Raw genomic sequence first — 26,761 nt, forward strand, 5'->3', positions numbered from 1 at the left:
GACGAATCCGCGGGGCCCCCCGGTCAGCATCGTCAGTCGTTGACGATGGCGTATCCCTCTTCGCCGTGAACGGAGGTGTCCACACCGGCGATCTCGTCTTCGTTCTTGACGCGGAAGCCGAGCGTCTTCTCGATCGCGAAGCCGATGATGAAGGCGACGACGAAGGAATACACCAGCACGCCGGCTGCGGCGATCACCTGGAGCACGAGCTGCTCCCAGCCGCCGCCGAGGAACAGTCCGGTGCCGGTGGCGAAGAAGCCGAGGTAGATGGTTCCGATGAGTCCTCCGACGAGGTGGATGCCGACGACGTCGAGGGAGTCGTCGAAGCCCCACTTCCACTTCAGCTCCACCGCGAGGGCGCACACCGCGCCGGTGACGACGCCCAGCAGCAGCGCCCAGCCGGGGGCGAGGGCGGCGCACGCCGGGGTGATGGCGACGAGGCCGGCGACGGCACCGGAGGCGGCCCCCACCGAGGTGGCCTTGCCGTCCTTGACCTTCTCGATGATCATCCAGCCGATGACGGCCGCGGCCGTCGCACCGATCGTGTTGATGATGATGAGGCCCACCGAGGAGTCCTCGGTGCCGAGCAGGCCGAAGGTGCCCTCCGCGCCGGCGTTGAACCCGAACCAGCCGAACCACAGGATGGCCGCGCCCAGCATGACCAGCGGAACGTTGTGCGGCTTGTGGGCGCCCTTCTGGAAGCCCACGCGCTTACCGAGCACGAGTGCGAGCGCGAGGGCGGCGGCGCCGGCGTTGATGTGCACTGCGGTGCCACCGGCGTAGTCGATGACGGCGGCGTCGAAGCCGAAGACCTCGCCGAGGTTGAAGATCCAGCCTCCGCCCCACACCCACGCGGCGACGGGGAAGTACACCACGGTGGCCCAGATGCCGGCGAAGATCATCCACGACCCGAACTTCGCGCGGTCGGCGATGGCGCCGGAGATCAGGGCGACGGTGATGATCGCGAACGTCGCGCCGTAGGCGGCGCCGACCAGTCCGTTGTCATCGAGGGAGGCGAGACCGAAGTCGGAGAACGGGTTGCCGGCGAACGACCACGTGCTCTCCACCGCGCTCATGTTGAAGCCGTAGAGGATCCACAGCACGCTGACGAGTCCGAGCGCACCGAAGCTCATCATCATCATGCTGACGACGCTCTTGGCCTTGACCAACCCGCCGTAGAAGAACGCCACCCCGGGCGTCATGAAGAGCACGAGCGCCGTTGCGGCGACGGCCCAGGCAAGATTTCCGCTGTCCATGAGAATCCTCATCCATGTGTCGTGTAACTCAGGACCCGGGCATCCGCAGAACATCGGGTAGCGGACGGTTCGGGCGAGCCCAGTTTCGCGACGAGCGGTTTCCGGGGGCGTGCGCAACGTGTTTCGCGTTGGTTACACGGAGGGCCCGCCGGTAAACATCGTGTTTCGACGGCCCGGGAGGATCGCACGAATCCGCCGCCGAAGCGGCGTGAGAGGGCGCCGTGGAGGCGCGGACGCCGCGGCGATCAGGCGTGCGTGAGGGCGACGAGCCTCGAGATCGCGCGCAGGTACTTCTTTCGGTAGCCGCCGGCGAGCATGTCGGCCCCGAAGACCTCGTTCAGCGGAGCGCCGGTGGCCCGCAGCGGGATCTGCGCGTCGTACGCGCGGTCGATGAAGGCGACGAAGCGGAGGGCAGCGGACTGGTCCACCAGCGGAGCGACGTCGCGCAGACCGACGAGATCGACCCGGTCGATGAGCCGGATGAACCGCGAGGGGTGCACGCGAGCGAGATGCGCGAGGAGCGCGGTGAAGTCATCGTCCGAGGCGACGCCGTCGGTGCCGGCAGCCTCCACGTCGGCGGCGTACTCGGCGGGCGTGCGCACCACGGCGGCGCCGTCGATCGCGCGCTGGCGGTAGTCGGTGCCGTCGATGCGGATCGTGTCGAAGCTGGCGGACATCGCGTGGATCTCGCGCAGGAAGTCCTGCGCCGCGAACCGGCCCTCGCCGAGGGCGTTGGGCGGGGTGTTGGAGGTGGCGGCCAGTCGCGTCCCCGAAGACACCAGCTCTCCCAGCAGCCGGGTCATCACCATCGTGTCGCCCGGGTCGTCGAGCTCGAACTCGTCGATGCACAGCAGATCGGATCCGCGGAAGAGTTCGACGGTGTTCTGGTAGCCCAGGGCGCCGACGAGGGCCGTGTACTCGATGAACGACCCGAAGTACTTCCGGCGAGCCGGCAGCGCGTGGTAGACCGCCGCGAGGAGGTGGGTCTTGCCGACGCCGAAGCCGCCGTCCAGGTACACACCCGGCTTCGTCTCCGGCACCTTCTTGGCACGGCGGAACAGTCCGCCGCGGGCGGCTGCCGGGCCGTGGCCGGAGAAGGCCAGCAGGCGCTCTTTCGCGTCCTGCTGAGACGGATACTCCGCATCCGCGCGGTACGAGTCGAACGTGGCCTCGTCGAACTGGGGCGGCGGCACGAGCGCCGCGACCATCTCCGATCCGGTCACCTCCGGCGTCCGATCGACCAGATGGACGATCCCCGTCCCGGTGGAGGTGCCTGTCGAGGTCATTGCCCGTCCTGTGTCGCCGTCTTACTCGAGTGGAGCCCGCACCCCGCAGCGGATCTAGGGTCGAAGGGGCGCGATCCAGCCTACGCCGAACCCTTCCCCGTCCCGACCGAGGAGCAACGATGACCGTCGAGTACGACACCACGACCCCCAAGTTCGCCGAGTACGCCGCCCCCGAGCGCCTGGTCTCCGGCGACTGGCTGCAGGAGCGTCTGGGCACGCCGGGACTGGTGGTGGTCGAATCCGACGAGGATGTGCTGCTGTACGAGATCGGGCACATCCCCGGCGCGGTCAAGGTCGACTGGCACACCGAGCTGAACGATCCGGTCGTGCGCGATTATGTCGACGGCGCCGGATTCGCCGAACTCATGAGCCGCAAGGGGATCTCCCGCGACGACACGATCGTGCTCTACGGCGACAAGAACAACTGGTGGGCCGCCTACGCGCTGTGGGTGTTCTCGCTGTTCGGCCACGAGGACGTGCGGCTGCTGGACGGCGGACGCGACAAGTGGATCGCCGAGGGGCGCCCGATGACCACCGAGCCCGCCGGGCGCCCGGCCACGCAGTACCCCGTGGTCGAGCGCAACGACGCGCTGCTGCGCGCCTACAAGGACGACGTGCTGGCCCATCTCGGCAACCCGCTGGTGGACGTGCGCAGCCCGGAGGAGTATTCGGGAGAGCGCACGACGGCGCCGGCCTACCCCGAGGAGGGTGCGCTGCGGGCCGGCCACATCCCCACCGCCCAGAACGTGCCGTGGGGGAAGGCCGTCGCCGAAGACGGCGGCTTCAAGCCACGGGCCGAGCTGGATGCGATCTACCGCGATGGAGCCGGCCTCAAGGACGGCGACGCGATCGTGGCCTACTGCCGCATCGGGGAGCGATCCAGCCACACGTGGTTCGTCCTGCAGCACCTGCTGGGCTTCGACAACGTCCGCAACTACGACGGATCGTGGACGGAGTGGGGCAGCGCCGTGCGCGTTCCCATCGCAACCGGCACCGAGCCGGGGACACTTCGACAGCCTCAGTGACCCTGCACGCTCAGTGACCCTGCACGCTCAGTGGCCCTGCACGCGCAGTGACGGGACGGGTCTCGGTGTCGGACTGCGGCCCGGCCGGATGGCCGTGGAGCGTGGGATGATGGCGGGGATGACCGAGACCCTTCTCCCCGCGACCCTGGCGGAAATCCGCGACGAGTTCCTCGAGCTCGAGGAGCCCGAGCGTCTGCAGCTGCTGCTGGAGTACTCCCAGGAGCTCCCGCCGGTGCCTGCGCAGTACGACGGCCACCCCGAGATGTGCGAGCGCGTCGTGGAGTGCCAGTCGCCGGTGTACATCGTCATCGACGTCGACTCCGACGACCGCGTGGCCATGCACGCCACCGCTCCGGCGGAAGCCCCCACCACGCGCGGGTTCGCCAGCATCCTGGTGCAGGGCATCAGCGGGCTGAGCGCCGACGAGGTGCTCGCCATCCCCGACGACTTCCCGCAGAGCATCGGACTGACCCGCGCGGTCAGCCCCCTCCGCATCGCCGGCATGACCGGCATGCTGATGCGCGCCAAGCGCCAGGTGCGCGCCAAGCGCGCGGCCTGAGGTGCAGGTCACGCAGGTCGTGCCCGCCGGCGGCGGCGCGCACGACATCGGAACCCCCGAAGGGCGCGCGTGGCTCGAGGCTCTCTACGCGCGCGATGAGGCCCGCTACGTGCGCCTGAACATGATCACGAGCCTCACCGGCGCCGCGGCCGGCTCCGACGGCACGAGTGAGACGCTGACCAGTCCGACCGATCGTGCGCTCCTGGGCATCATCCGCGCGGCAGCCGACGTCGTCGTCGTGGGTGCTGCGACCGTGCGCGCGGAGGGGTACGTCCTCCCCCGGCGTGCACGCCTGGCCGTCGTCACGGTCAGCGGCGATCTCGACGGCCATCGGCTCGGCGACACGATGGAGGGCGTGCTGCTGATCTGCCCTGAGGCCCGCGCCGCCGAGGTCCAGGATCGCTCGGGTCTGCCCGGCGCGCAGGTGGTCGCGGTCGCCGGCGGCGACGACCTCGAGCCGGCGGCGATCTGCGACGCCCTCGCCGACCGCGGCCTGCCGCGCATCGTGTGCGAGGGCGGGCCGACACTGGCCGCCCGTTTCGCCGCTGCCGGGGTCATCGACGAATACTGCGTCTCGGTGGCGCCGGCGCTCGAGGCCGCAGCCCGCCCGTTCCTGCCGATCCACGCCCGGGTCGCCACGGATCTCGCGGGGATGCTGGTCGACGAGGCGGCGTTCAGTTACCTGCGTCTTCGCCCTCGACGGTGAGACCCCGCCGCCTCAGCCACTCGGTGATGGCCTGCGACCACCGCTCCTGGTCGTAGTTCCACAGCTTCGTGTGGCGAGCGACGGTGAAGGTGTGCATCTCCACCAGGTCGGGGCGTGCCGCGGCGAGATCGTGCGACGCGTCGGAGGGCACGAAGCCGTCGTCGTCGCTGTGCAGCAGGAGGATCGGGTGGTGCAGCTCGCTCGCGCGTGCCACCCCGTCCAGCCGATCGAACGGTATCGCGCCGCCCGTGCGCGCGACCGGGGCGGCCCACTCCGAGCCCAGGGCGCCCAGCGCCATCCCCGTCACGGGCGCGGGCAGGCGCAGCTGGCGCGCCTGGTACTGCAGGACGACCCGCCAGTCCACGACGGGAGAGTCGAGGATGAGGCCGACCAGCACGTCCTGGTGGGGTGAGTTGAGCTCGACCTGAAGGGCGATGGCACCACCCATCGACCACCCCATCACGACCACCCGACGCGCGCCGAGCCGCCGTGCGTGGCCGATCGCAGCATCCACATCGCGCCATTCCGTCGCGCCCAGCGCGTAGGTGCCCGTGCGACTGCGCGGCCCCTCGCCGTCGTTGCGGTAGGACACGAGCATCGAGGTGTACCCGAGCGAATGGAACAGCGGCACGGCGCGCAGCGCCTCCGCGCGCGTCGTGCCTCGCCCGTGCACCTGCACGACCCACAGATCCGAGTCCACCTCGGCGGGGAAGATCCACGCCGGACACGGGCCCAGGGGCGAGCCGACCAGTTCGTTGCGGAACGGGAGCTGGAGGTCTTCGGGCCGGTCGTAGTACCAGCCGCTGAACGCCGCGTCGGGTGACAGGTGCGCTCCCGAATCCACGTGGGTGAGCAGCTTGCGCTTGACGGTGCCCTGATCTTCGGACAGCACCGATCCCAGCTTGACGTACGGGAGGGTGCCGGAGGTGAACAGGCCGTACCGTCCCGGCAGCTCGGTGTCGGCGTTGCGGGTCAGCGTGACCGTCTGCGCGCTGGTGTCCAGGTCGACGATGCGGGTATCGGTCACGCGGTCGGCCGGCGTGACGACGCGGCGGGCCACCCGCACCGAGATCGCGCCGATGGCGGTGACCACGACCCCGAGGGAGATCCCCAGAAGCGCGATCGCCGCGTGGAGGGCGCCCGCGTAACGAGGGGAGGCGCCGGAGGTTGCGGCGCGCCTGGAGGCGTTCATCGAGGCCTCACTCTAGTCTGTGGCCGTGACCGAGCTTCCTCCCGACGGGACGTCGAGCGTCTTCGTCGAAGCCGCCGAGCAGTTGCGGTCGCTCACGTTCCGATCCGACTTCGCCGTGCGAGAGATTCCCGCGCCGGCGGGACTGGCCCCTGACGCCCTCGCGCTGGCCGGCGACGTGCGGCCGGACGAGAGCGGTACCGACTCCCCTTACGGCACCGGCCGCTTCATCCTGCTGCATGACCCCGACGAGCCGGAGCCATGGGGCGGAGCGTGGCGCATCGTGTGCTTCGCGCAGGCCCCGCTGGAGGCCGAGATCGGCATCGATCCCCTTCTGGCGGATGTGGCGTGGTCGTGGCTGACCGACGCACTGGCCTCGCGCGGTGCCGGGCATCACTCGGCATCGGGCACCGCCACCAAGACGCTGTCCAAGGGCTTCGGGTCTCTCGCCGTGCACGGCGACGGGGCGCAGATCGAACTGCGCGCGTCGTGGTCGCCGGACGCGCCGTTCGGGCCGCACGTGGAAGCGTGGGCGGAACTGGTGTGCATGCTCGCCGGACTTCCGCCTGGTTCCGAGGGGATCGCCGTCTTCGGCGCGCGGAGGTCTGTGGGTGACTGAGTATTCCGTGATCGCCGACGAAGAGGCGTTCTCGGCCGCCGTCCGCGCGCTCGCGGCCGGAACGGGGCCGGTGGCCGTCGACGTCGAGCGCGCCTCCGGGTTCCGCTATTCGCAGCGCGCCTACCTCATCCAGGTGTTCCGCCGCGGCGCGGGCATCTATCTGTTCGACCCCGTCGAGATCGCCGATTTCACGCCTCTCCAAGAGGCCATCGGCGACGCCGAGTGGGTCTTCCACGCCGCCAGTCAAGACCTCCCGTCGCTGCGAGAGCGTGGACTGGACCCGATCGAGATCTTCGACACGGAGCTGGCGGCCCGGCTGCTCGGGCACGAGCGGGTGGGACTCGGCGCGGTCGTCGAGTCCACTCTCGGCATCACGTTGGCAAAAGCCCATTCGGCTGCCGACTGGTCGACGCGCCCGCTGCCCCAATCGTGGCTGGAATACGCCGCGCTGGATGTCGCGCACCTCGTCGACGTGCGCGATGCGCTCGTCGCGCAGCTGAGCGAGCAGGGCAAGACCGAGTTCGCCGCACAGGAGTTCGAAGCCGTCCGCGCGCGGCCGCCGAAGCCACCACGCGACGATCCGTGGCGCCGGATGAGCGGTCTGCACACCGTGCGCGGGCGACGCTCGCTGGCGGTGGCCCGGTCGCTGTGGCTGGCCCGCGAGGAGTTCGCGCGCGATCAGGATGTGGCGCCCGGGCGCCTGGTCCCGGATCGCTCGCTCGTGGCGGCGGTGATCGCGGATCCGCAGACCAAGCAGGAGCTCGCCGCCATCAAGGACTTCAACGGGCGCGCCAGCCGCACCCAGCTGGACCGGTGGTGGAACGCCATCGTCGCAGGGCGCGAGACGGCGGAACTGCCCCCGGACCGCGTGCCCTCCGACTCCCTTCCGCCACCGCGCGCGTGGGCCGATCGCAACCCGCAGGCCGATGCGCGCCTGCGGGCGGCGCGCCCCGTCGTGGAGGCTGTCGCCAACGAGCTGGGGATGCCGACCGAGAACCTGCTCACCCCCGAGGTGCTCCGCCGCGTCGCCTGGGCGCCGCCGGCCGACATCACGGCGGACACCATCGGCCAGGCGTTGCAGGAATTGGGTGCCCGGCCCTGGCAGATTGAGCAGACCGCACAGTCAATCGCTGATGCCTTTGTGGAATCCATCAATCCGCCCGTCGACGCGGCGTCGGACCCTTCGTAGGTTCGATCCAACCGATTCGGGGCCTTACGGCCCGCCTCATAGGCTGACGGCATCCCTACTTTTGGAGGCAGAGTGGCCGAGATCTCGGACGTCTTCTTCGTCGATGGAATGCGCACGCCCTTCGGCCGCGCCGGCGAGAAAGGCATGTACTGGAACACCCGCGCCGATGACCTCATCGTCAAAGCGATCATCGGACTGATGGAACGAAACGGCGCGGTGCCCAAAGACCGCATCGACGACGTCGCCATCGCCGCGACCTCGCAGACCGGAGATCAGGGCCTCACCCTCGGGCGGACGGCCGCGATCCTCGCGGGACTGCCGATGACGGTGCCGGGCCTCGCGATCGACCGCATGTGCGCGGGGGCGATGACGGCTGTGACCACCATGGGTGCCTCGATCGGCTTCGGGCAGTACGACCTCGCCCTCGCCGGCGGCGTCGAGCACATGGGTCGCCACCCCATCGGCGCCAACGCCGACCCCAACCCTCGATTCGTGGCCGAGAGGCTCGTCGACCCGGGCGCCCTGAACATGGGCGTCACGGCCGAGCGGATCCACGACCGCTTCCCCCACCTGACGAAGGAGCGCGCCGACCGCTACGGCATGCTCAGCCAGCAGAAGCTGCAGGCGGCATACGAGGCCGGCAAGATCCAGCCAGACCTCGTGCCGGTGGCGGTCAAGGACGCCGAAGGCGCGTGGAACCTCGCCGCCGAGGATGAGGGCCGACGCCCCGAGACGACGATGGAAGGGCTTGCGAGCCTGAAGACCCCGTTCCGTCCGCACGGGCGCGTCACCGCCGGCACCTCGTCGCCGCTGACCGACGGCGCGACGGTGTCGCTGCTGGCGGGCTCCGCCGCGGTGAAGGAACTGGGCCTCGCCCCCAAGATGCGGATGGTGTCGTTCGGGTTCGCCGGTGTGGAACCGGAGATCATGGGGATCGGCCCCATCCCCTCGACGGAGAAGGCGCTGCGCAAGGCGGGCCTGACCATCGAAGACATCGGCCTGTTCGAACTGAACGAGGCGTTCGCGATCCAGGTGATCTCGCTGCTGGACCACTTCGGCATCGCCGATGACGACCCTCGCGTGAACCCGTGGGGCGGTGCCATCGCGGTCGGCCACCCCCTCGCAGCATCCGGTGTGCGCCTGATGATCCAGCTCGCGGCGCAGTTCGCCGAGCGTCCCGACGTGCGCTTCGGCCTCACCGCCATGTGCGTGGGCCTGGGCCAGGGCGGCTCGATCATCTGGGAGAACCCCTACTTCGACGGCAAGAAGCGGAAGTGACGGCAGGAATGACCAACTACGACGACATCGACTTCACCGTGCTGGAGTCCCTGTCCGCCGACGAGGTCGTCACGCACTCTCGCGTGCGCGACGTGCGACTGGCATCGGGCAAGGTGCTCGCCCTCATCACCCTCGACAACGGCCGCGACCACACGCGCCCCAACACGCTCGGCCCGGCGACCCTCGCCGAGCTGGGCGCGACGCTTGCGCAGCTGAAGGCGCGCGCGGCGGCCGGCGAGATCCACGCGGTCGGGATCACGGGCAAGCAGTACATCCTCGCCGCGGGTGCCGACCTGTCGGAGGTCTCCAACCTGCCGTCCAAGGACGTCGCGCGACTGATCGCGCAGCGCGGCCACCAGGTGCTCGGCTCGCTCTCCGACCTGGGCGTGCCCTCGTTCGCGTTCGTGAACGGCCTGGCCCTGGGCGGCGGCCTGGAGATCGCGCTGAACTCCACCTACCGCACGGTGGATGCGTCGGCCGCGGCCATCGCGCTGCCCGAGGTGTTCCTCGGCATCATCCCGGGCTGGGGAGGTGCGTACCTGCTCCCGAACCTCATCGGCATCGAGAACGCGCTCGAGGTGGTCATCTCCAACCCGCTCAAGCAGAACCGGGTGCTCAAGCCGAAGCAGGCCCACGAGCTGGGGATCATGGACGCCATCTTCCCGGCCTCGAACTACCTCGAAGACTCGCTGCGCTGGGCCGACGGCGTGCTCACCGGCGCCGTCAAGGTCACGCGCAAGAACGAGCCCGGCAAGATCGAGCGTCTGACCAAGTGGCCCATCGCCATCAAGATGGCCCGCAACATGCTCGAAAGCCGCATCGGCACCGTCCCCCGCTCGCCGTACGCCGCGCTCGAGCTGCTCGACAAGGCCAAGAGCGGCACGAAGGCCGAAGGCTTCGCCCGTGAGGACGAAGCCCTCGCCGACCTCATCGTCGGCGACCAGTTCGCCGCATCCATGTACGCCTTCGACCTCGTGCAGAAGCGCGCAAAGCGGCCCGTCGGCGCTCCCGACAAGGCGCTGGCCAAGAAGGTGCAGAAGGTCGGCATCATCGGAGCCGGTCTCATGGCGAGCCAGTTCGCGCTGCTGTTCGTGCGCAAGCTGCAGGTTCCGGTGCTCATCACCGACCTCGACCAGGCGCGCGTGGACAAGGGCGTCGCCCACATCCACGAGGAGATCGGCAAGCTGCACGAGAAGGGCCGCATCGACGCCGATACCGCCAACCGCCTGCGGGCCCTGGTCAGCGGCACGACCGACAAGGCCCAGTACGCCGACTGCGACTTCGTCATCGAGGCGGTATTCGAGGAGGTCGGCGTCAAGCAGCAGGTGTTCGCCGAGATCGAGCCGCTGATCGCGGAGGACGCGATCCTGGCGACCAACACCTCATCCCTCTCGGTCGAGGAGATCGGAGCCAAGCTCGCCCACCCGGAGCGGCTCGTCGGCTTCCACTTCTTCAACCCCGTCGCCGTGATGCCGCTGATCGAGATCGTGCGGACGCCGAACACGTCGGATGCGGCGCTGTCGACCGCGTTCGTGGTCGCGCGGACCCTCGGCAAGAACGCGGTGCTCACCGCCGACGCGCCCGGGTTCGTCGTCAACCGGCTCCTGGCGAAGGTGATGGGCGAGGCCGCTCGCGCCGTGTACGAGGGCACGCCGCTCCTGACGGTCGAGAAGGCGTTCGCGCCGCTGGGGCTGCCGATGACGCCGTTCCAGCTCATCGACCTCGTCGGGTGGAAGGTGGCCGCCCACGTGCAGGACACGATGGCCACAGCCTTCCCCGACCGCTTCTTCGCATCGGAGAACTTCCACCAGCTCGCCGAGCTGCCCGAGGTGGTCGAGAAGGACAAGAGCGGGCGCGTGACGGGCTGGACGAAGGCCGCACAGAAGGTGCTGAAGACCGGCTCCTCCCCCGCATCCGAGGACACGATCCTGCGCCGCGTGCAGGACGGGCTCGCGCAGGAGATCCGCATCATGCTCGATGAGGGCGTCGTGCCGGAGGTCGAAGACATCGACCTGTGCCTCATCCTCGGTGCCGGATGGCCGTTCATCGACGGCGGGGCCTCGCCGTACCTCGACCGCGAGGGCGCGTCGGAGCGCGTGTTCGGCGACACGTTCCACCACCCGCCCATCCGCGGCATCGGCGGCTGAGCAGCATCCGGGAAAGGGCGGCCGTCCGGGGCCGCCCTTTCCCTTGCCCGCTTCGCCTCTCCCCCGTCGCCTCTCCCCTCGACTCCCGCCGTCCCTCGCCTGCGCCTGTGGCCGCGCCGCCGGGGGCCTGTCCCCACGTTCGCGCCTGTTCGGCGCATCCGCCACGCTTCTATGTGGCGCGGACGCACGGAAATGGCGCGGATGCGTGATCCGCGCGGCGTCGATGCGCGGGAGTGTCGCGGACGCACGAGGATGGCGCGGACCCACCTGAGTGGCGCGGAGTCTGCCGATGTGGCGCGGTGACGTGGGCTACCCGTAGTGCAACCCCACGTTCGCGCCTGTTCGGCGCATCCGCCACGTTCCTATGTGGCGCGGACGCCCGGAAATGGCGCGGATGCGGGGCGCACGGGAGTGGCCCGGGGGTTGCCGAGATCGCGCGGGCGATGTCGCCGCCACAGGCGAGCCCCACGTTCGCGCCTGTTCGGTGCATCCGCCACGCTTCTATGTGGCGCGCACGCACGAAAGTGGCGCGGATGCGGGACGCACGGATGTGGCGCGGATGCACCAAAGCGGCGCGGGTGCGGGACGCACGAAAGTGGCGCGGGACGCACGAAAGTGGCGCGGACGCACGAAAGTGACGCGGGCGAGGGGTGAGGCGGGCGCGTCAGCGCTCCTGCGCGTCGCGGCGGGCCGAGACGTCGAGGAGCCACACCGGCTCCTGCTCCGTCGGGCGGGCTACGGGGATGCGCGTGCCGAGCACCTGGGCGACGACGTCCTGGGCGATCTTCGCGGCGGTCAGGCCCGCATCCTCGAGTACCTGCTCGCGGGAGGCATGCGGGATGAACTCGTCGGGAACGCCCAGCTCATCCACTGCCGTGTCGATGCCGGCCTCGCGCAGCACCTGCCGGACGCGCGTGCCGACACCGCCGACGCGGATGCCGTCCTCGATCGTGATGACGAGGCGGTGGCGACCGGCGAGCTCGACGATCGACGGCTGCACGGGGATCACCCAGCGCGGGTCGACGACCGTGGCGCCGATGCCCTGCGCGCGCAGGCGCGCGGCGACATCCATCGCGACGTGGGCCATCGGCCCGATGCCGATCAGCAGCACGTCCTCCGCGTCGGAGCGCGCGAGCACGTCGACGCCGTCGGGAAGCCGCTCGAGGGCCGGCAGGTCGGGAGCGACCGCGCCCTTCGGGTAGCGCACGACGGTGGGGGCGTCGTCCACGCCCACCGCTTCGCGCAACTCCTCCTGCAGGCGCGCGGCATCCCGCGGCGCCGCGATGCGGATGCGGGGCACCAGCTGCAGCATCGCGAGGTCCCAGATGCCGTGGTGGCTCGGACCGTCCGGCCCGGTGACCCCGGCCCGGTCCAGCGCGAAGGTGACACCCGCTCCGTGCAGCGCGACGTCCATGAGCACCTGGTCGAAGGCGCGGTTCATGAAGGTCGCGTAGATCGCGACGACCGGATGCAGCCCGCCGAACGCCAGGCCCGCAGCCGAAGCCACAGCGTGCTGTTCGGCGATCCCGACGTCGTAGACGCGGTCGGGGAAGCGCTCGGCGAACAGCTGCAGGCCCGTGGGGCGCAGCATCGCGGCGGTCATCGCGATGACGTCGTCGCGCTCTCCCCCGATCTCGACGAGTTCGCGGGCGAACACGTCGGTCCAGTCGTTGCCGTTGCTGGCCGAAAGGGGCTCGCCGGTGATCGGATCGATCTTGCCCACGGCGTGGAACTGGTCGGCCTCGTCGCTGAGGGCCGGCGCGTAGCCGCGGCCCTTCTCGGTGATCGCGTGCACGATCACGGGCGCGCCGTACGACTTGGCCAGCTCGAGGGTCTCCAGGAGCACCTCGAGATCGTGGCCGTCCACCGGTCCGAGGTACTTGATGTCGAGGTTGGAGTACAGCGCGACGTTGTTGGTGAAGCGCGAGAGGAAGCCGTGCGTCCCTCCCCGCACGCCGCGATACAGGGCGCGCGCGGCCGGACCGAGGCTGCGGAAGAGCGAGTCGGAGCCGCGGTGCAGTGTGCGATAGGCGTCGTTCGTGCGCACGCGGTTGAGGTAGCGGGCCATCCCGCCGATCGTCGGCGCATAGGACCGGCCGTTGTCGTTGACGACGATGACGAGGTTGCGGTCGTTGTCGTCGGTGATGTTGTTGAGCGCCTCCCACGTCATGCCGCCGGTGAGGGCGCCGTCGCCGACGACCGCCACGACGTGGCGGTCACGCCGCCCCGTGCGGCTGAACGCGCGCGAGACGCCGTCGGCCCAGCTCAGCGAACTGGACGCGTGCGAAGACTCCACGACGTCGTGCGGGCTCTCGGATCGCTGCGGGTAGCCGGCCAGGCCCCCGCGCGAGCGCAGACGGGAGAAATCCTGACGACCCGTGAGGAGCTTGTGGACGTAGGACTGGTGACCGGTGTCGAAGATGATCGGGTCGGACGGGGAGTCGAAGACCCGGTGCAGGGCGATCGTGAGTTCGACCATGCCGAGGTTCGGACCGAGGTGTCCGCCGGTGCGGGAGACGTTCTCGACCAGGAACGCCCGGATCTCCGCGCTCAGCTGCTGGAGTTGCGTCACATCCAGCGCGTCGATGTCACGGGGACTCGTGATGGTGGGTAGCAGTTCCATGGGATCCTTCTCCGACCGGTCGCAGCGCCGGGGCGCCGTGCTCCGAGTTTAGCCGCGCGCCGCTGGACGGGGCCTGCACAGCGCGCGAACAGGCCGACGTGTACGATCTGCGCCGCGTCCCCGGGGATGCGCAAGGCGGCCCCGAGGTCTCCCCCGGGGCCGCCTTGCGCGATGTTCAGACCAGTGAGCGCAACACGTACTGCAGGATGCCGCCGTTGCGGTAGTAGTCCGCTTCACCGGGGGTGTCGATGCGGACGATCGCATCGAATTCGACCGTCTCCTTGCCCTCCGGCGAGAACTCGCTCGGCTCGGCCGTGACGCGCACGGTCTTGGGCGTGACGCCCTCGTTGAGCTGCTCGAGACCCTGGATGGAGACGATCTCGGTGCCGTCCAGACCCAGCGAGGCCCAGCTCTGGCCCTCCGGGAACTGCAGCGGGACCACGCCCATGCCGATGAGGTTGGAGCGGTGGATGCGCTCGAAGCTCTCGGTGATGACGGCCTTCACGCCCAGGAGGCTCGTGCCCTTGGCCGCCCAGTCGCGCGACGAGCCGGAGCCGTACTCCTTGCCGCCGAACACCACCAGCGGCGTGCCCTGCGCGGCGTAGTTCTGGCAGGCGTCGTAGATGTACGACTGCGGACCACCGGGCTGGGTGAAGTCGCGCGTGTAGCCGCCCTCCACGATCGCGCCGTCGTTGACCGCGCGCACCAGTTCGTTCTTGAGGCGGATGTTGGCGAAGGTGCCGCGGATCATCACCTCGTGGTTGCCTCGGCGCGATCCGTAGGAGTTGAAGTCCTTGCGGTCCACGCCGTGCTCGGCGAGGTACCGGCCCGCGGGGCTGTCGACCTTGATGTTGCCGGCCGGGCTGATGTGGTCGGTCGTGACCGAGTCGCCCAGCGCAGCCATGACGCGCGCACCCGTGATGTCGCGCACGGGGGTGAGCTCCATCGTCATGCCGTCGAAGTACGGGGGCTTGCGCACGTAGGTGGATGCCTCGTCCCACTCGAACACGTCACCGGTGGGCGTGGGCAGGTTCTGCCAGCGCTCGTCGCCCTCGAAGACGGTCGCGTACTGACGCGTGAACATCTCCTCGTTGATCGACGAGTCGATGGTGGCCTGGACCTCCGCGGCGTCGGGCCAGATGTCCTTGAGGAACACGTCGTTGCCCTCGGTGTCCTTGCCCAGCGGGTCGGTCTCGAAGTCGAAGTTCATCGATCCGGCCAGCGAGTACGCGATCACCAGGGGCGGCGACGCGAGGTAGTTCATCTTCACGTCGGGGTTGATGCGGCCCTCGAAGTTGCGGTTGCCCGAGAGCACCGCGGTGACGGCGAGGTCGTTGTCATTGATCGCGGTCGAGACCTCTTCGATGAGCGGGCCCGAGTTGCCGATGCACGTCGTGCAGCCGTAGCCGACCGTGTAGAAGCCGAGGTCTTCGAGGTCCTGCGTCAGGCCGGCCTTCTCGTAGTAGTCGGTGACGACCTTCGAGCCGGGAGCCAGCGTGGTCTTCACCCACGGCTTGGCCTTCAGCCCCTTCTTGACCGCGTTGCGGGCCAACAGGCCCGCGGCGAGCATGACCGAGGGGTTGGAGGTGTTGGTGCACGAGGTGATCGCCGCGATCGTGACGGCGCCGTGGTCGAGCATGAAGGACTCCCCGCCCTCCAGCGTCACCTTCGTCGGCTTCGATACCGCCGAGGGCGCGTGATTCAGGGACTGCGCCTCGTGCTCGTGCTGGTGGCTGACCTCCGAGGGCGGCTCGCCCTGGCTCGTCTCATCCTGCGGCGTGAAGCCGATCGGGTCGGAGGCGGGGAAGGTTCCTTCCACCGCCGCGTCCACGGGCGTGTGCGCGCCGGGCTCGGCGTAGTCGAGGAGGTCGTGCTCGAACTGCTCCTTCGAGCGGGACAGCTCGATGCGGTCCTGCGGGCGCTTGGGTCCTGCGATGGAGGGGACCACGGTGGACAGGTCGAGTTCCATGTACTCGCTGAACACCGGCTCGACCGCCGGGTCGTGCCACAGGTGCTGCTCCTTGGCGTACGCCTCGACCAGCGCGACCTGCTCGTCGCTGCGACCGGTCAGGCGCAGGTAGTCCAGGGTCACGTCGTCGACGGGGAACATCGCCGCGGTGGAGCCGAATTCGGGGCTCATGTTTCCGATGGTGGCGCGGTTGGCCAGCGGGACGGATGCGACGCCCTCGCCGTAGAACTCCACGAACTTGCCCACCACGCCGTGCTTGCGCAGCATGTCGGTGATCGTCAGCACGACGTCGGTGGCGGTGACGCCCATGGGGATCGCGCCGGTGAGCTTGAAGCCGACGACCCGCGGGATCAGCATCGACACCGGCTGGCCGAGCATCGCGGCCTCGGCCTCGATGCCGCCGACGCCCCAGCCCAGGACGCCCAGGCCGTTGACCATGGTGGTGTGCGAGTCGGTGCCGACGCACGTGTCGGGGTAGGCGCGGAGCACGCCGTCGACGGTGCGGTCGTAGACGACCTTGGCGAGGTGCTCGATGTTCACCTGGTGCACGATGCCGGTGCCGGGCGGGACGACCTTGAAGTCGTCGAAGGCGGTCTGACCCCACCGGAGGAACTGGTACCGCTCGCCGTTGCGCTCGTACTCGATCTCGACGTTGCGCTCGAGGGCGTTGGGCGTGCCGAACAGGTCGGCGATCACCGAGTGGTCGATGACCATCTCGGCCGGTGAGAGGGGGTTGATGCGCGACGGGTCTCCACCCAGCGCGGCCACGGCTTCACGCATCGTGGCGAGGTCGACGATGCAGGGCACGCCGGTGAAGTCCTGCATGACCACGCGGGCCGGCGTGAACTGGATCTCGGTGTCGGGCTCGGCCGCGGCATCCCAGGATCCGAGTGCCCGGATCTGCTCGGCGGTCACGTTGGCACCGTCTTCGGTGCGCAGCAGGTTCTCCAGCAGCACCTTGAGGCTGAACGGGAGCTTCTCGTAACCCTCGACGGTGTCGATGCGGAAGATCTCGTAGTCGGTGCTGCCGACTGTCAGGGTGCTCTTCGCACCGAAGCTGTCAACCGTGGACACGTTCGTCTCCTTCGTCGGCGGATGCGGGGGCGAACCCGCCCTCTTCATCTTCCCCGCCGCATCTCGCGGCGGCTAGGAAGGCTGTCCTAACCGGGAAGACGAGAGAATTTATCTCGATGTCAAGATAAATGTATCAGGTTTGCCGCGCCGGGTAGAGCGTCCGGACGGCGAGCCATGTGACCGCCACGAGGGGGGCGAACAGCGGCAGTCCCATGATGATCTTGAGGGTGCCGAGGGCGGCGACCTCGCCGGCGAAGTAGAGCGGAAGCTGCACCGCGAGGCGCGCGATGAACAGTGCCGCCCACGCCACCGATAGCCAGAAGAACACGCGACGCTTCCGCCGGTCCCGGCGCCATCCGGTGCCCTCGTTCATGAGGAAACCGACGGCCAGCCCGATCAGGGGCCACCCGATGAGCGCCGAGATCAGGAACGCGGTGCCGTAGGCGCCGTTGGTGAGGAAGCCGAAGAGGAAGTTGTCCTGCCCTCGGCCGGTCCACAGCGCCAGGCCCGCCGCCGCCGCCGTGGCGACCAGTCCGCCCAGGGCGGCACTGGCAGGCGACCGCTGCGCCAGGCGGATGACACTGAACACCACGGCGATCCCGACGGAGACCCCGAGGCTCAGCCACAGGTTCCCCTGCCCGACGCGGTCGTCGTAGGTGAGGGTGAACAGCACGACGAACGCGAGGCTCGGCAGCACCGATTCGAGGATGCCGCGCCATCCGCCCATGGCGGTCCACACCGCCGCCCCGGTGGATTCCGCGCCGTCGGCGCTCAGCCCCGCCGCCCGGGCAGCCGCCTGACCGAACGCCGCGCGCAGCGCTTCGGAGGCGGGAGGCGGGGTGTCGGGCGTGGATGCTCCGGAGCCGACGTCGGCCGGGCCGGTCGGCCGCTCGGGGTCGGTCACGCCGAACCCGGGACCGCAGGCATCTTGAGCGGGATCAGATCGCGCGGCGGCATGGGAGCCGTCCCCCGCACCACGACGATGGAGCGGAAGAGGTCTTCGACCTTGGCCGCGGCATCCGTGTCGCTCGTGGCAGCTCCGCCGATCACGCCGCGCAGGAACCACCGCGGGCCGTCGACGCCGACGAAGCGGGCGAGCCGCTTGCCGGTGCCGTCGGGCCCGGCCACGACCGGGACCTCCGCGAGCAGCTCGGGCCCGAGCGGTCCCTCGCGCTCCTCGACGCGGCCGCCCTGCTGTCGCACCTGCTGGCGGATCTGCTCGCGTGTCTCGGTCCACAGCCCCGTCGTGCGGGGAGCTGCGAAGGGCTGCACCTGCAGCGTCGAATCGGCGTAGTCCAGGCCCACCGCCACGATGCGCTTGGTCTGCTCCTCGACTTCCAGGCGGAGGTTCAGTCCTTCGCGAGGCAGGACCTTGATGCCGCCCAGATCGATGTAGGGCCGGACCGGATTGGCTTCGGACTCGTCGAACGGGCCGGCGGTGTCGCGGTCGGCGGGGGCTTCCTTGCCGACGGGGGCCTCGGGGGACACATCGGTCATGCGCGCGCCCCCTCCTTCGAAGTCGAGTATCCGGTGGATCCGAAGCCGCCTTCCCCCGCGAGCTGTCGGGCAGAGTGTCGACGGGCAGGAAGCGCACCGGGGGAACCGGCATCACGATCAGCTGGGCGATGCGATCTCCCACCGCCACCTCGAACGGTTCGCGTGCGTCGGTGTTGAGCAGGGCGACCTTGATCTCGCCGCGGTAGCCGGCGTCCACCGTGCCCGGCGCGTTGACCACGGTGATGCCGTGCTTGGCGGCCAGGCCGCTGCGCGGGACGACGAAGGCGACGTGTCCGTCGGGAAGGGCGATGCGAACGCCCGTGCCCACGAGGGCGCGCTCCCCCGGCTCGAGACGGACGGCCTCGGCCGCCGTGAGGTCGGCGCCGGCGTCGCCGGGGTGGGCGTACACGGGAGCCGCGGCGGCGATAATGGGGACGTCGACGGTATCGGTCACCCCATGAGGGTAATGCAGATGGGAAGGTGCAGCATCCGCGGTGCAATCACTTATCGCGAGCGGCTGAGCCCTTCCCTGTGGGTGCTCGTGGCCGCCGCCGTCTGCGGTCCGATGGCCGCGCTCGTATTGACTCCGGTCGACCGCACGGTCGCCCTCATCGTCGGAGCGGTGGTGGGGATCGGAGTCGTCGTAGGCCTGATCGCGCTGTCTCCGGTCGTGGAGGTGCGTGATGGCGTGCTCTACGCCGGACCCGCCCACATCGATGCAGACCTGCTCGGTGAGCCCGTGCCGGCCACGCACGAGGAGGCGCGGCAGGCGAGGGGGGCTCAGATCGACCGGCGGGCGTGGATGCTGCTGCGGGGCGGGATCGACGGGGTGGTCACGGTGCCCGTGACGGACCCGGACGACCCCACTCCGGCGTGGGTGATCTCCACGCGCACGCCGGAGCGGCTGTCCGCGGCTATTCGCCGCGCTCAGGTCAGGCCGCGCACTCCACGCAGATAGGGCCGGAGCCGCCGTCGTGGTCGAGCTGCGAGCGGTGCTTCACGAGGAAGCAGTTGGAGCAGGTGAACTCGTCCTCCTGGGGCGGGAGGACGACGACGTCGAGTTCGACGTCGGAGAGGTCGGCCCCGGGGAGCTCGAAGCCGGAGGGGTTGTCGGCATCCTCGACGTCGATCGCGCCGGAGGTCTTGTCCGGGACGCGCTCCTTCAGGGCCTCGATCGACTCGCTGTCGTCCTCGGTCTTGCGGGGTGCGTCGTAATCGGTCGCCATGCGTGAACGTCTCTTCTTTCGGGTGGAACTAAAGGGGGGTTTCGGGCGGAACTGAAGGGGGTGCCGTGCCCGATCGGGCGGCCATAGTTTGCATGACGGCCCGACGTTTCGCAAATGCGCACGGCTGGGACGGCATCGCCGTCATCGGAGGAACACCGGCAAAACGCGCGGCGCGCCCGCGATATTCCCGGCGCCGGGCGATGGCTGTGTCAGCATGGGCGCTGACCGCAGATCGAAGGGGTGTTTCGCATGGAACAGCTCAAAGTCATCGGCACCGAGGAGAACCTCCTGGTCCTGGCGACGGAGTCCGGCGAGAGATTCACTCTCGCCGTCGACGAGGTGCTGCGCGGCGAGATGCGCCGAGCGCGGCGTGAACGCACCGCAGAGGACCGAGGCCCGCGCCCGAGTCCCCGTGAGGTGCAGGCGCACATCCGCGCCGGCATGTCGGCCCCTGAAGTCGCTGCCCTCATGGGTGCTCGCCTGGAGGACGTCGTGAAGTTCGAGCGGCCCGTCCTCGCCGAGCGTGAGCACGTCGTCGGTCAGGCTCTCGCCGTGCCGGTGCTGCTGGGAGGCGAACTCGAGCACGAGCACGTCACCTTCGGCGCCGCCGTCCGGGCCAAGCTCGCCGAGGCCCACGCCACGGGCGAGCGGTGGAGCAGCTGGAAGGAATCGACCGGCTGGGTCGTCAAGCTCGAGTTCACCGCGAACGCGATCGACCACGATGCGCGCTGGGGATTCGACCCCCGTCGGAGCACGCTGTCGCCGCAGAACGCCGACGCGATCCAGCTGTCGCGCCAGGGCTCACTGCCCGAAGGGCTCATCCCCCGCCTGCGCGCCCTGGACGTACCGCTGGCGAAGGACGACTCCCGCTTCGACAGCGGGGCGTTCGGCCCCCGTCGCATCGAGAACGACACCGAGCCGATGCCCGAGGCAGGCCCGCCGCCGCACGCGACGCAGGACGCCGCCCGTCGAGCCCCCGACGCCTCGGTCACCTCCACAGAGACCGCCGATCTGCTCGAGGCGCTCCGTCGCCGTCGTGGCCAGCGCGAGCCTCTTCCCGGCACCGAGACCGCACCGCACCGCACCTCCGCACCCGTGGCGCTGTTCGATGCACTCGAGCCGGGCTACGACGGATCCGGTGCTCCCGACGCGGAGGCGTCCGTCACGCAGGCGCCCGCATCCGATTCCGGCGGACGCCGCCGGGGTCGCACGTCGATGCCGTCGTGGGACGAGATCGTCTTCGGCGCCCGCGGCGACGAGAGCTGACGGATCAGGCGAACGCGCCCAGCCGCAGCAGCGGCACGATCCGCTCCTCGACGGTGAGCGACCCGTGCTGCCCGACCATGCGCTGCGACGCCTTGTCGGGCTCGCGGTCGTCGTAATACGCCACGGCGGCACGGGCGGCCACGAGCACGTCGCCGATCCGCTCGGCGACCTCCGCGTCCACGTGCCCGAACAGCCCCGCCTCGACGGCCTCGGCCCTGGTGAGAACCCATGCCCTGCTGGATTCGGCCGCGGCCCACGCCGCATGCACGTGCGCGGCACGGCCGGGCTCGGCGTACAGGTGCAGCATCCGCGGCTCACCGCCGACGACGGCGACACCGGCCCACAGGGGTGAGTCCTCGCCGAAGAGCAGCCGGCGGTGCGCAGGGACGTCGACCATGCCGTGGTCGGCGGTGATGAGCGCGCCGGTGGTGGGATGCAGCGCACCCGACAGTCGCGCGGCCGCGGCATCCACGCGCTCCAGCGCGGCCGTCCACTGATCCGACTCCCACCCGTGGCGGTGTCCGACGCTGTCGAGGTCGGGGGCGTAGAGGTACACGAGGGCGCCGGGATGCTCCGCCGCCACGCGCGCGGCCGTCTCCACCCGCTCGCCGAGGTCGTCGACCCCCACGATCTGCGCGCCGCGCATGGTCGCCTCGGTGAACCCGGTGCCGCGGTACTCCGAGCGCGTCACCACGAACGTGGGCCGGCCCAGCTCTCGCTCGCGCTCGAGGATCGGCGCCGAGCGCTGCCACGTGAGCGGATCGAGGCCGTCCGTCTCCCACCCGCGCAACTGGTTGGGCGCGGAGGATGTGCCCGGCACGCGCACGCGGTAGCCGACGATCCCGTGCCGACCGGGATCGGTGCCGGTGAGGAGGCTCGTGAGTGCGGCGGCCGTCGTGGAGGGGAACACCGTACGGGCGACCGCTTGGCGTGAGGACAGCGACGAGAGGAAGCGCGCATGACCCCGCCGTGCGGCCAGGTTGGCGGCGCCGAGCCCGTCGATGACGAACACGATGGCGCTTCGGGCCGGAGGCAGAGACTCCGACGTGCCGCCGAGTGCGGCCAGCGCATCGGTCAGCACACCGGTGAGGCTCCGGGCTCGGGGTGGGTACGCCGGTAGGCTGAGAGGCATCCGGGCCAGTCTCGCACAGGCGGGCGGCCCTCCGTCGAGGCGCAACCGCCTCGCCCGACTCCGCCGACCCGAGGCCCACACGGACATGCCCTCTTCCCGCCCCTCCCCTGCCGTCGAAGAACGCATCGAAGACGTCGATCTCTCCACCGAGATGCAGGGGTCGTTCCTCGAGTACGCGTACTCGGTGATCTACTCCCGTGCCCTGCCCGACGCGCGCGACGGCCTCAAACCGGTGCAGCGGCGCATCCTGTACCAGATGGCCGAGATGGGCCTGCGGCCCGACCGCGGCCACGTCAAGAGCGCCCGCGTCGTGGGCGAGGTGATGGGAAAGCTGCACCCGCACGGCGACGCACCCATCTACGACGCCCTCGTACGCCTGGCCCAGTCGTTCTCGCTGCGCGTTCCGCTGGTCGACGGCCACGGCAACTTCGGGTCCCTCGACGACGGGCCGGCCGCCCCCCGGTACACCGAGGCCCGTCTCGCCCCGCCCGCGCTGGCGCTGACCGCCGACCTGGACGAAGACGTCGTCGATTTCATCCCCAACTACGACGGGCAGTTCCAGCAGCCCGAGGTGCTGCCGGCGGCGTTCCCGAACCTGCTCGTCAACGGCGCATCCGGGATCGCCGTGGGCATGGCGACGAACATGGCGCCGCACAACCTCATCGAGGTGGTCGCGGCGGCCGTCCATCTGCTGCAGCATCCGGAGGCCACGCTCGAAGAGCTCATGGAGTTCGTGCCCGGCCCCGACCTGCCCTCCGGCGGCATCATCGTCGGACTCGACGGCATCCGGGATGCGTACGCCAACGGCCGCGGCACGTTCCGCACGCGCGCGAAGGTGTCGGTGGAGTCGCTCGGCCCGCGGCGCACAGGGCTCGTGGTCACCGAACTGCCCTACCTCGTCGGGCCGGAGCGGGTGATCGAGAAGATCAAGGACGCCGTCACCAGCAAGAAGCTCGCCGGTATCGCCGACGTCACCGACCTCACCGACCGGACGAACGGGCTGCGCCTGGTCATCGCCATCAAGACCGGGTTCGACCCGAATGCGGTGCTCGAGCAGCTGTACCGCCTGACGCCGATGGAGGACTCCTTCGGCATCAACAACGTCGCCCTCGTCGACGGCCAGCCGCAGACGCTCGGCCTGCGCGACCTGCTGCGGGTGTACCTGGATCACCGCATCCGGGTCGTCACGCGGCGCAGCGAATACCGCCTCGCCCGCCGCAGGGAGCGCCTGCACCTGGTCGAGGGCCTCCTGATCGCGATCCTCGACATCGACGAGGTCATCCAGGTCATCCGCACCTCCGACGATGGCGAACAGGCCCGCGCGCGGCTGATGGACGTGTTCGACCTGAGCCAGGCGCAGGCGGAGTACATCCTCGAGCTGCGGCTGCGGCGGCTCACGAAGTTCTCGCGCATGGACCTCGAGGCCGAGCGAGACACGCTGCAGGCCGAGATCGACGCGCTGGTGAAGCTGCTGAGCGATCCCGCACTGCTTCGTGCCCAGGTGGCGCGGGAGCTGGAGGCCACCTCCGAGGCTCTCGGCACGCCTCGTCGCACGATGCTCCTGAACGGTGGTCCGGTCACCGCTCGCTCCTCCCGTGCCGCAGCCGCCGCAGACCTGCAGATCGCGGATGCGCCGTGCCGGGTCTTCCTCTCCGCGACGGGGCGGATGGTGCGGGCCGAGCGCTCCCCCGACGCCCCGAACGAGGGCATCGTGACGCCGGCGCGGCGCTCGAAGCACGATGCGATCCGCTCGGCGGTGGACAGCACCACCCGCGGCGACGTGGGCGCGGTCACCAGCGCCGGCCGCCTGGTCCGCTTCTCCCCCGTCGACCTGCCCTCCGTTCCGGGTAACGCCGTACAGCTGGCGGCCGGCACGAAGGCGGACCAGTACCTCGGCCTCACCGGTGGCGAGCACGTGGTGGCGATCGTGCCGCTCGTGGCCGATCCACCCATCGCCCTGGGCACGGCCCAGGGCGTGGTCAAGCGCGTCTCGGCGAGCGAGCTGCCCTCGAACAAGCACGACATCTCGATCATCACGCTGCGCGAGGGCGACCGCGTCATCGGCGCGGCCCCCGCCTCCGACGGCGCCGAGCTCGTCTTCATCTCCGGCGACGCGCAGCTGCTGCGCTTCGACGCGTCATCGGTGCGCCCGCAGGGGCGCGCCGCCGGCGGCATGGCGGGCATGCGCCTGGCCGACGGTGTCGAGGCGATCGGATTCTCGGCGGTCGGAGCATCCGCCTTCGACGCGGTCGTGGTCACCGTCGCGGGGTCGGCGTCGGCGATCGCGGGCACGGACGCGGGCAGCGCGAAGGTGTCGGCGTTCACCGAATACCCGGCCAAGGGCCGCGGCACCGGTGGCGTGCGCGCGCAGCGGTTCCTCAAGGGCGAAGACGTCCTGACCCTCGCGTGGGTCGGATCGGACCCGCGGGCGGTGGGCTCCGACGGGGCCGTCCGTCAGCTGCCGCCCTCCGGCGCGAAGCGCGACGCCTCCGGCACGCCCGTCGACGGCGTGATCGGCGCGCTGGGCACGACGGCCCGCTGACCCCGTCGTTCGCGCGGCTCCGGCAAGGTCGGCGACCGAGCGGGGGTCAGGCGTCGATGCGCTCGCGTGCGAGGCGGTCGCTGGCTTCGACGATGAACTCGCGGCGCGGAGCCACCTCGTTGCCCATGAGCAGCTCGAAGACGCCCGCGGCAAGCTCGGCGTCCTCCACGCGTACGCGGCGCAGCGTGCGCCCTGCCCGGTCCATCGTCGTGGTCGCCAGCTGGTCGGCGTCCATCTCGCCCAGACCCTTGTAGCGCTGCACCGGCTCCTGCCAGCGCTTGCCCGACTTGGTGAGCTTGGTCAGCAGGGCGTGCAGCTCCTGCTCGCTGTAGGTGTAGATCGTCTCGTGGGGCTTCGTGCCCGGGTTCATCACGACCACCCGGTGCAGCGGCGGCACGGCGGCGAAGACCCGGCCGGCCTCCACGAGGGGCCGCATGTAGCGGAAGAACAGCGTGAGCAGGAGGGTGCGGATGTGCGCGCCATCCACGTCTGCGTCGCTCATCAGGATGACCTTGCCGTACCGCGCCGCATCCAGCTCGAACGATCGACCCGACCCGGCGCCGATGGTCTGGATGATCGCGGCGCACTCGGCGTTGGAGAGCATGTCGCTGACCGACGCCTTCTGGACGTTGAGGATCTTGCCGCGGATGGGCAGCAGCGCCTGGTATTCGCTGGAGCGGGCCAGCTTGGCGGTGCCGAGCGCGGAGTCTCCCTCGACGATGAACAGCTCGGAGTCGGCGACGTCGTTCGAGCGGCAGTCCACGAGCTTCACCGGCAGCGATGAGGACTCGAGGGCGTTCTTGCGGCGCTGGGTCTCCTTGTGCGTGCGCGCGGAGATGCGCGACTTCATCTCGGAGACGACCTTGTCCAGCAGCAGGGAGGTCTGCGCCTTGTCGTCGCGCTTGGTGGAGGCGAAGCGCGCGGCGAGCTGCTTCGTGACCACCGACGACACGATCTGCCGCACGGCCGGGGTCCCGAGGATCTCCTTGGTCTGCCCCTCGAACTGCGGCTCGGGGAGCCGCACGTTGAGCACGGCGGTGAGCCCGGCGAGGATGTCGTCCTTCTCGAGCTTGTCGTTGCCCACCTTCAAGCGGCGTGCGTTCTGGTCGACCTGGCTGCGCAGCACCTTCATGAGGCCCTGCTCGAACCCCTGCTGGTGCGTGCCGCCCTTGGGGGTGGCGATGATGTTGACGAACGAGCGCATCACGGTGTCGTAGCCGGTTCCCCACCGCAGCGCCACGTCGACCTCGCACTCGCGCTCCACATCGGTGGGCACCATCGCGCCGGTGGGCTGGAGCACGGGGACGGTCTCGGTGAAGGTGCCAGACCCCGTCAGGCGCCAGGTCTCGGTGATGCCGGCGTCGGGGGCGAGGAACTCGGCGAACTCCGAGATGCCGCCGTCGAAGCGGTACGAGGTCTCGACGGGATCGGCGCCGCGTTCGTCACGGACCACCATCTCCAGGCCCGGCACGAGGAACGCCGTCTGACGGACGCGCTGCTCGAGCTCGTCGAACCCGAAGGCGACATCCTTCGTGAAGATCTGGCGGTCGGCCCAGTACCGGATGCGGGTGCCCGTGACGCCCTTGCGGGCCTTGCCCACCACGCGCAGCTCGCTGCTCTTGTCGAACGGGGTGAACGGCGCATCCGGTGTGGGGCCGGCGAACACGCCCGGCTCGCCCCGGTGGAACGACATCGCGTACGTCTTGCCGGCGCGGTCGACCTCGACGTCGAGACGCTCGGAGAGGGCGTTGACCACGGATGCGCCGACACCGTGCAGACCGCCGGAAGCCGCGTACGATCCGCCACCGAACTTGCCACCGGCATGCAGCTTCGTGAAGACCACCTCGACGCCCGACAGCCCGGTGCGCGGCTCGATGTCGACGGGGATGCCGCGTGCATGGTCGCGCACCTCGACGCTGCCGTCGCCGTGCAGGGTGATCTCGATGCGATCGCCGTGTCCGCCCAGGGCCTCATCGACGGAGTTGTCGATGATCTCCCACAGGCAGTGCATGAGGCCACGGGAGTCGGTGGACCCGATGTACATCCCGGGGCGCTTGCGGACGGCTTCGAGGCCTTCGAGCACCTGAAGGTGGTGGGCGGAATACTCGGCGGTCACAATCTCCCACGATAACCGCGCCCTCCCCCACGGGGCTGCAGACACACGGCGGCCCTGGGCCG

Annotated in this window: 20 protein-coding genes and 1 pseudogene; 10 read left to right on the forward strand and 11 right to left on the reverse strand. The window is 70.1% G+C overall.

Annotated features, from left to right (window positions below):
- Positions 1-32 precede the first annotated feature (32 nt).
- Both F6J85_RS08670 and zapE read right to left on the reverse strand, forming a co-directional pair.
- The gene (locus tag F6J85_RS08670; protein ID WP_150924651.1) at positions 33-1,256 is read right to left on the reverse strand and encodes an ammonium transporter; all 1,224 of its coding nucleotides are present in this window, start codon (positions 1,254-1,256) and stop codon (positions 33-35) included.
- Positions 1,257-1,501: 245 nt separating this feature from the next.
- Positions 1,502-2,542 carry a cell division protein ZapE gene (gene zapE / locus F6J85_RS08675; protein ID WP_238706900.1) on the reverse strand — a complete coding sequence of 347 codons (1,041 nt, stop codon included), beginning with the start codon at positions 2,540-2,542 and terminating at the stop codon, positions 1,502-1,504.
- A 119-nt stretch (positions 2,543-2,661) separates the two neighbouring features.
- Here zapE and F6J85_RS08680 point away from each other — a divergent pair, with 119 nt between their 5' ends.
- The 3 genes from F6J85_RS08680 (at position 2,662) to F6J85_RS08690 (ending at position 4,832) form a co-directional block, all read left to right on the forward strand.
- Entirely contained in the window at positions 2,662-3,567 is a 906-nt protein-coding gene (locus tag F6J85_RS08680; RefSeq protein WP_150924652.1) for a sulfurtransferase, read from the forward strand.
- Positions 3,568-3,685: 118 nt separating this feature from the next.
- Positions 3,686-4,126, forward strand: coding sequence for a SufE family protein (locus F6J85_RS08685; protein ID WP_150924653.1), 441 nt, complete (start codon positions 3,686-3,688; stop codon positions 4,124-4,126).
- Between the two features lies 1 nt (position 4,127).
- Positions 4,128-4,832, forward strand: coding sequence for a dihydrofolate reductase family protein (locus F6J85_RS08690; RefSeq protein WP_238706901.1), 705 nt, complete (start codon positions 4,128-4,130; stop codon positions 4,830-4,832).
- Here the strand turns inward: F6J85_RS08690 and F6J85_RS08695 are convergent.
- Positions 4,801-6,024: an alpha/beta hydrolase family protein gene (locus F6J85_RS08695; RefSeq protein WP_150924654.1), complete on the reverse strand. Its 1,224-nt coding sequence runs from the start codon at positions 6,022-6,024 to the stop codon at positions 4,801-4,803. The two genes, F6J85_RS08690 and F6J85_RS08695, sit on opposite strands and share 32 nt — an antisense overlap.
- A gap of 25 nt (positions 6,025-6,049) precedes the next feature.
- Between F6J85_RS08695 and F6J85_RS08700 the strand changes: the two genes are divergently transcribed.
- The 4 genes from F6J85_RS08700 to F6J85_RS08715 all read left to right on the forward strand — a co-directional run bounded on the left by F6J85_RS08700 (position 6,050) and on the right by F6J85_RS08715 (position 11,254).
- On the forward strand, positions 6,050-6,640 hold the full coding sequence (locus tag F6J85_RS08700; RefSeq protein WP_420846059.1) for a DUF3000 domain-containing protein: 591 nt from the start codon (positions 6,050-6,052) through the stop codon (positions 6,638-6,640).
- Positions 6,633-7,829: a ribonuclease D gene (locus F6J85_RS08705; protein ID WP_150924656.1), complete on the forward strand. Its 1,197-nt coding sequence runs from the start codon at positions 6,633-6,635 to the stop codon at positions 7,827-7,829. Before F6J85_RS08700 ends, F6J85_RS08705 begins: the two co-directional genes overlap by 8 nt.
- Before the next feature lie 72 nt (positions 7,830-7,901).
- On the forward strand, positions 7,902-9,107 hold the full coding sequence (locus F6J85_RS08710; RefSeq protein WP_150924657.1) for a thiolase family protein: 1,206 nt from the start codon (positions 7,902-7,904) through the stop codon (positions 9,105-9,107).
- An 8-nt stretch (positions 9,108-9,115) separates the two neighbouring features.
- Entirely contained in the window at positions 9,116-11,254 is a 2,139-nt protein-coding gene (locus F6J85_RS08715) for a 3-hydroxyacyl-CoA dehydrogenase NAD-binding domain-containing protein (protein ID WP_150927304.1), read from the forward strand.
- Positions 11,255-11,918: 664 nt separating this feature from the next.
- Here the strand turns inward: F6J85_RS08715 and dxs are convergent.
- From dxs to dut, 5 genes and pseudogenes are all read right to left on the reverse strand, one after another.
- The gene (gene dxs / locus F6J85_RS08720; protein ID WP_150921022.1) at positions 11,919-13,877 is read right to left on the reverse strand and encodes a 1-deoxy-D-xylulose-5-phosphate synthase; all 1,959 of its coding nucleotides are present in this window, start codon (positions 13,875-13,877) and stop codon (positions 11,919-11,921) included.
- A 175-nt stretch (positions 13,878-14,052) separates the two neighbouring features.
- Positions 14,053-16,920 (reverse strand): aconitate hydratase, encoded by a 2,868-nt coding sequence (locus tag F6J85_RS08725; protein ID WP_150921021.1) that lies wholly within the window; start codon positions 16,918-16,920, stop codon positions 14,053-14,055.
- Positions 16,921-17,053: 133 nt separating this feature from the next.
- Positions 17,054-17,824 carry a DUF3159 domain-containing protein gene (locus tag F6J85_RS08730; protein ID WP_150924658.1) on the reverse strand — a complete coding sequence of 257 codons (771 nt, stop codon included), beginning with the start codon at positions 17,822-17,824 and terminating at the stop codon, positions 17,054-17,056.
- On the reverse strand, positions 17,821-18,417 hold the full coding sequence (locus tag F6J85_RS08735; protein ID WP_150921019.1) for a DUF3710 domain-containing protein: 597 nt from the start codon (positions 18,415-18,417) through the stop codon (positions 17,821-17,823). Before F6J85_RS08735 ends, F6J85_RS08730 begins: the two co-directional genes overlap by 4 nt.
- Positions 18,414-18,871 (reverse strand): annotated as a pseudogene (gene dut, locus F6J85_RS08740) (dUTP diphosphatase). Before dut ends, F6J85_RS08735 begins: the two are co-directional and overlap by 4 nt.
- Positions 18,872-18,889: 18 nt before the next feature.
- Here dut and F6J85_RS08745 point away from each other — a divergent pair.
- Positions 18,890-19,375 (forward strand): DUF3093 domain-containing protein, encoded by a 486-nt coding sequence (locus F6J85_RS08745; RefSeq protein WP_338037082.1) that lies wholly within the window; start codon positions 18,890-18,892, stop codon positions 19,373-19,375.
- Here the strand turns inward: F6J85_RS08745 and F6J85_RS08750 are convergent.
- Positions 19,350-19,643, reverse strand: a complete 294-nt coding sequence (locus F6J85_RS08750) for a DUF4193 domain-containing protein (RefSeq protein ID WP_150924659.1) — start codon at positions 19,641-19,643, stop codon at positions 19,350-19,352. The genes F6J85_RS08745 and F6J85_RS08750 overlap by 26 nt on opposite strands.
- 249 nt (positions 19,644-19,892) lie before the next feature.
- Here F6J85_RS08750 and sepH point away from each other — a divergent pair, with 249 nt between their 5' ends.
- Positions 19,893-20,909 (forward strand): septation protein SepH, encoded by a 1,017-nt coding sequence (gene sepH, locus F6J85_RS08755; RefSeq protein WP_150924660.1) that lies wholly within the window; start codon positions 19,893-19,895, stop codon positions 20,907-20,909.
- 4 nt (positions 20,910-20,913) lie between these two features.
- Here the strand turns inward: sepH and F6J85_RS08760 are convergent, their stop codons facing one another.
- Positions 20,914-22,041, reverse strand: a complete 1,128-nt coding sequence (locus F6J85_RS08760; RefSeq protein WP_150924661.1) for an alkaline phosphatase family protein — start codon at positions 22,039-22,041, stop codon at positions 20,914-20,916.
- Between the two features lie 85 nt (positions 22,042-22,126).
- Here F6J85_RS08760 and F6J85_RS08765 point away from each other — a divergent pair, with 85 nt between their 5' ends.
- On the forward strand, positions 22,127-24,583 hold the full coding sequence (locus tag F6J85_RS08765; protein ID WP_150924662.1) for a DNA gyrase/topoisomerase IV subunit A: 2,457 nt from the start codon (positions 22,127-22,129) through the stop codon (positions 24,581-24,583).
- A gap of 46 nt (positions 24,584-24,629) precedes the next feature.
- On the opposite strand, the gene F6J85_RS08770 is transcribed toward F6J85_RS08765, so the two are convergent.
- Complete coding sequence (locus tag F6J85_RS08770; RefSeq protein ID WP_420846061.1) at positions 24,630-26,699, reverse strand: DNA gyrase/topoisomerase IV subunit B; 2,070 nt, start codon at positions 26,697-26,699, stop codon at positions 24,630-24,632.
- Positions 26,700-26,761: the final 62 nt, after the last annotated feature.

The sequence above is a fragment of the Microbacterium lushaniae genome (assembly GCF_008727775.1).
Classification (GTDB): Bacteria; Actinomycetota; Actinomycetes; order Actinomycetales; family Microbacteriaceae; genus Microbacterium; species Microbacterium lushaniae.

Bases quoted from the DNA above. Each gene is read 5' to 3' on its own strand.
- F6J85_RS08685 (WP_150924653.1), top strand. From the start codon at position 3,686: ATGACCGAGACCCTTCTCCCCGCGACCCTGGCGGAAATCCGCGACGAG.
- dxs (WP_150921022.1), bottom strand. From the start codon at position 13,877: ATGGAACTGCTACCCACCATCACGAGTCCCCGTGACATCGACGCGCTG.
- F6J85_RS08695 (WP_150924654.1), bottom strand. From the start codon at position 6,024: ATGAACGCCTCCAGGCGCGCCGCAACCTCCGGCGCCTCCCCTCGTTAC.
- F6J85_RS08765 (WP_150924662.1), top strand. From the start codon at position 22,127: ATGCCCTCTTCCCGCCCCTCCCCTGCCGTCGAAGAACGCATCGAAGAC.
- F6J85_RS08735 (WP_150921019.1), bottom strand. From the start codon at position 18,417: ATGACCGATGTGTCCCCCGAGGCCCCCGTCGGCAAGGAAGCCCCCGCC.
- F6J85_RS08715 (WP_150927304.1), top strand. From the start codon at position 9,116: ATGACCAACTACGACGACATCGACTTCACCGTGCTGGAGTCCCTGTCC.
- zapE (WP_238706900.1), bottom strand. From the start codon at position 2,542: ATGACCTCGACAGGCACCTCCACCGGGACGGGGATCGTCCATCTGGTC.
- F6J85_RS08745 (WP_338037082.1), top strand. From the start codon at position 18,890: ATGGGAAGGTGCAGCATCCGCGGTGCAATCACTTATCGCGAGCGGCTG.
- F6J85_RS08680 (WP_150924652.1), top strand. From the start codon at position 2,662: ATGACCGTCGAGTACGACACCACGACCCCCAAGTTCGCCGAGTACGCC.
- sepH (WP_150924660.1), top strand. From the start codon at position 19,893: ATGGAACAGCTCAAAGTCATCGGCACCGAGGAGAACCTCCTGGTCCTG.
- F6J85_RS08670 (WP_150924651.1), bottom strand. From the start codon at position 1,256: ATGGACAGCGGAAATCTTGCCTGGGCCGTCGCCGCAACGGCGCTCGTG.
- F6J85_RS08760 (WP_150924661.1), bottom strand. From the start codon at position 22,041: ATGCCTCTCAGCCTACCGGCGTACCCACCCCGAGCCCGGAGCCTCACC.
- F6J85_RS08750 (WP_150924659.1), bottom strand. From the start codon at position 19,643: ATGGCGACCGATTACGACGCACCCCGCAAGACCGAGGACGACAGCGAG.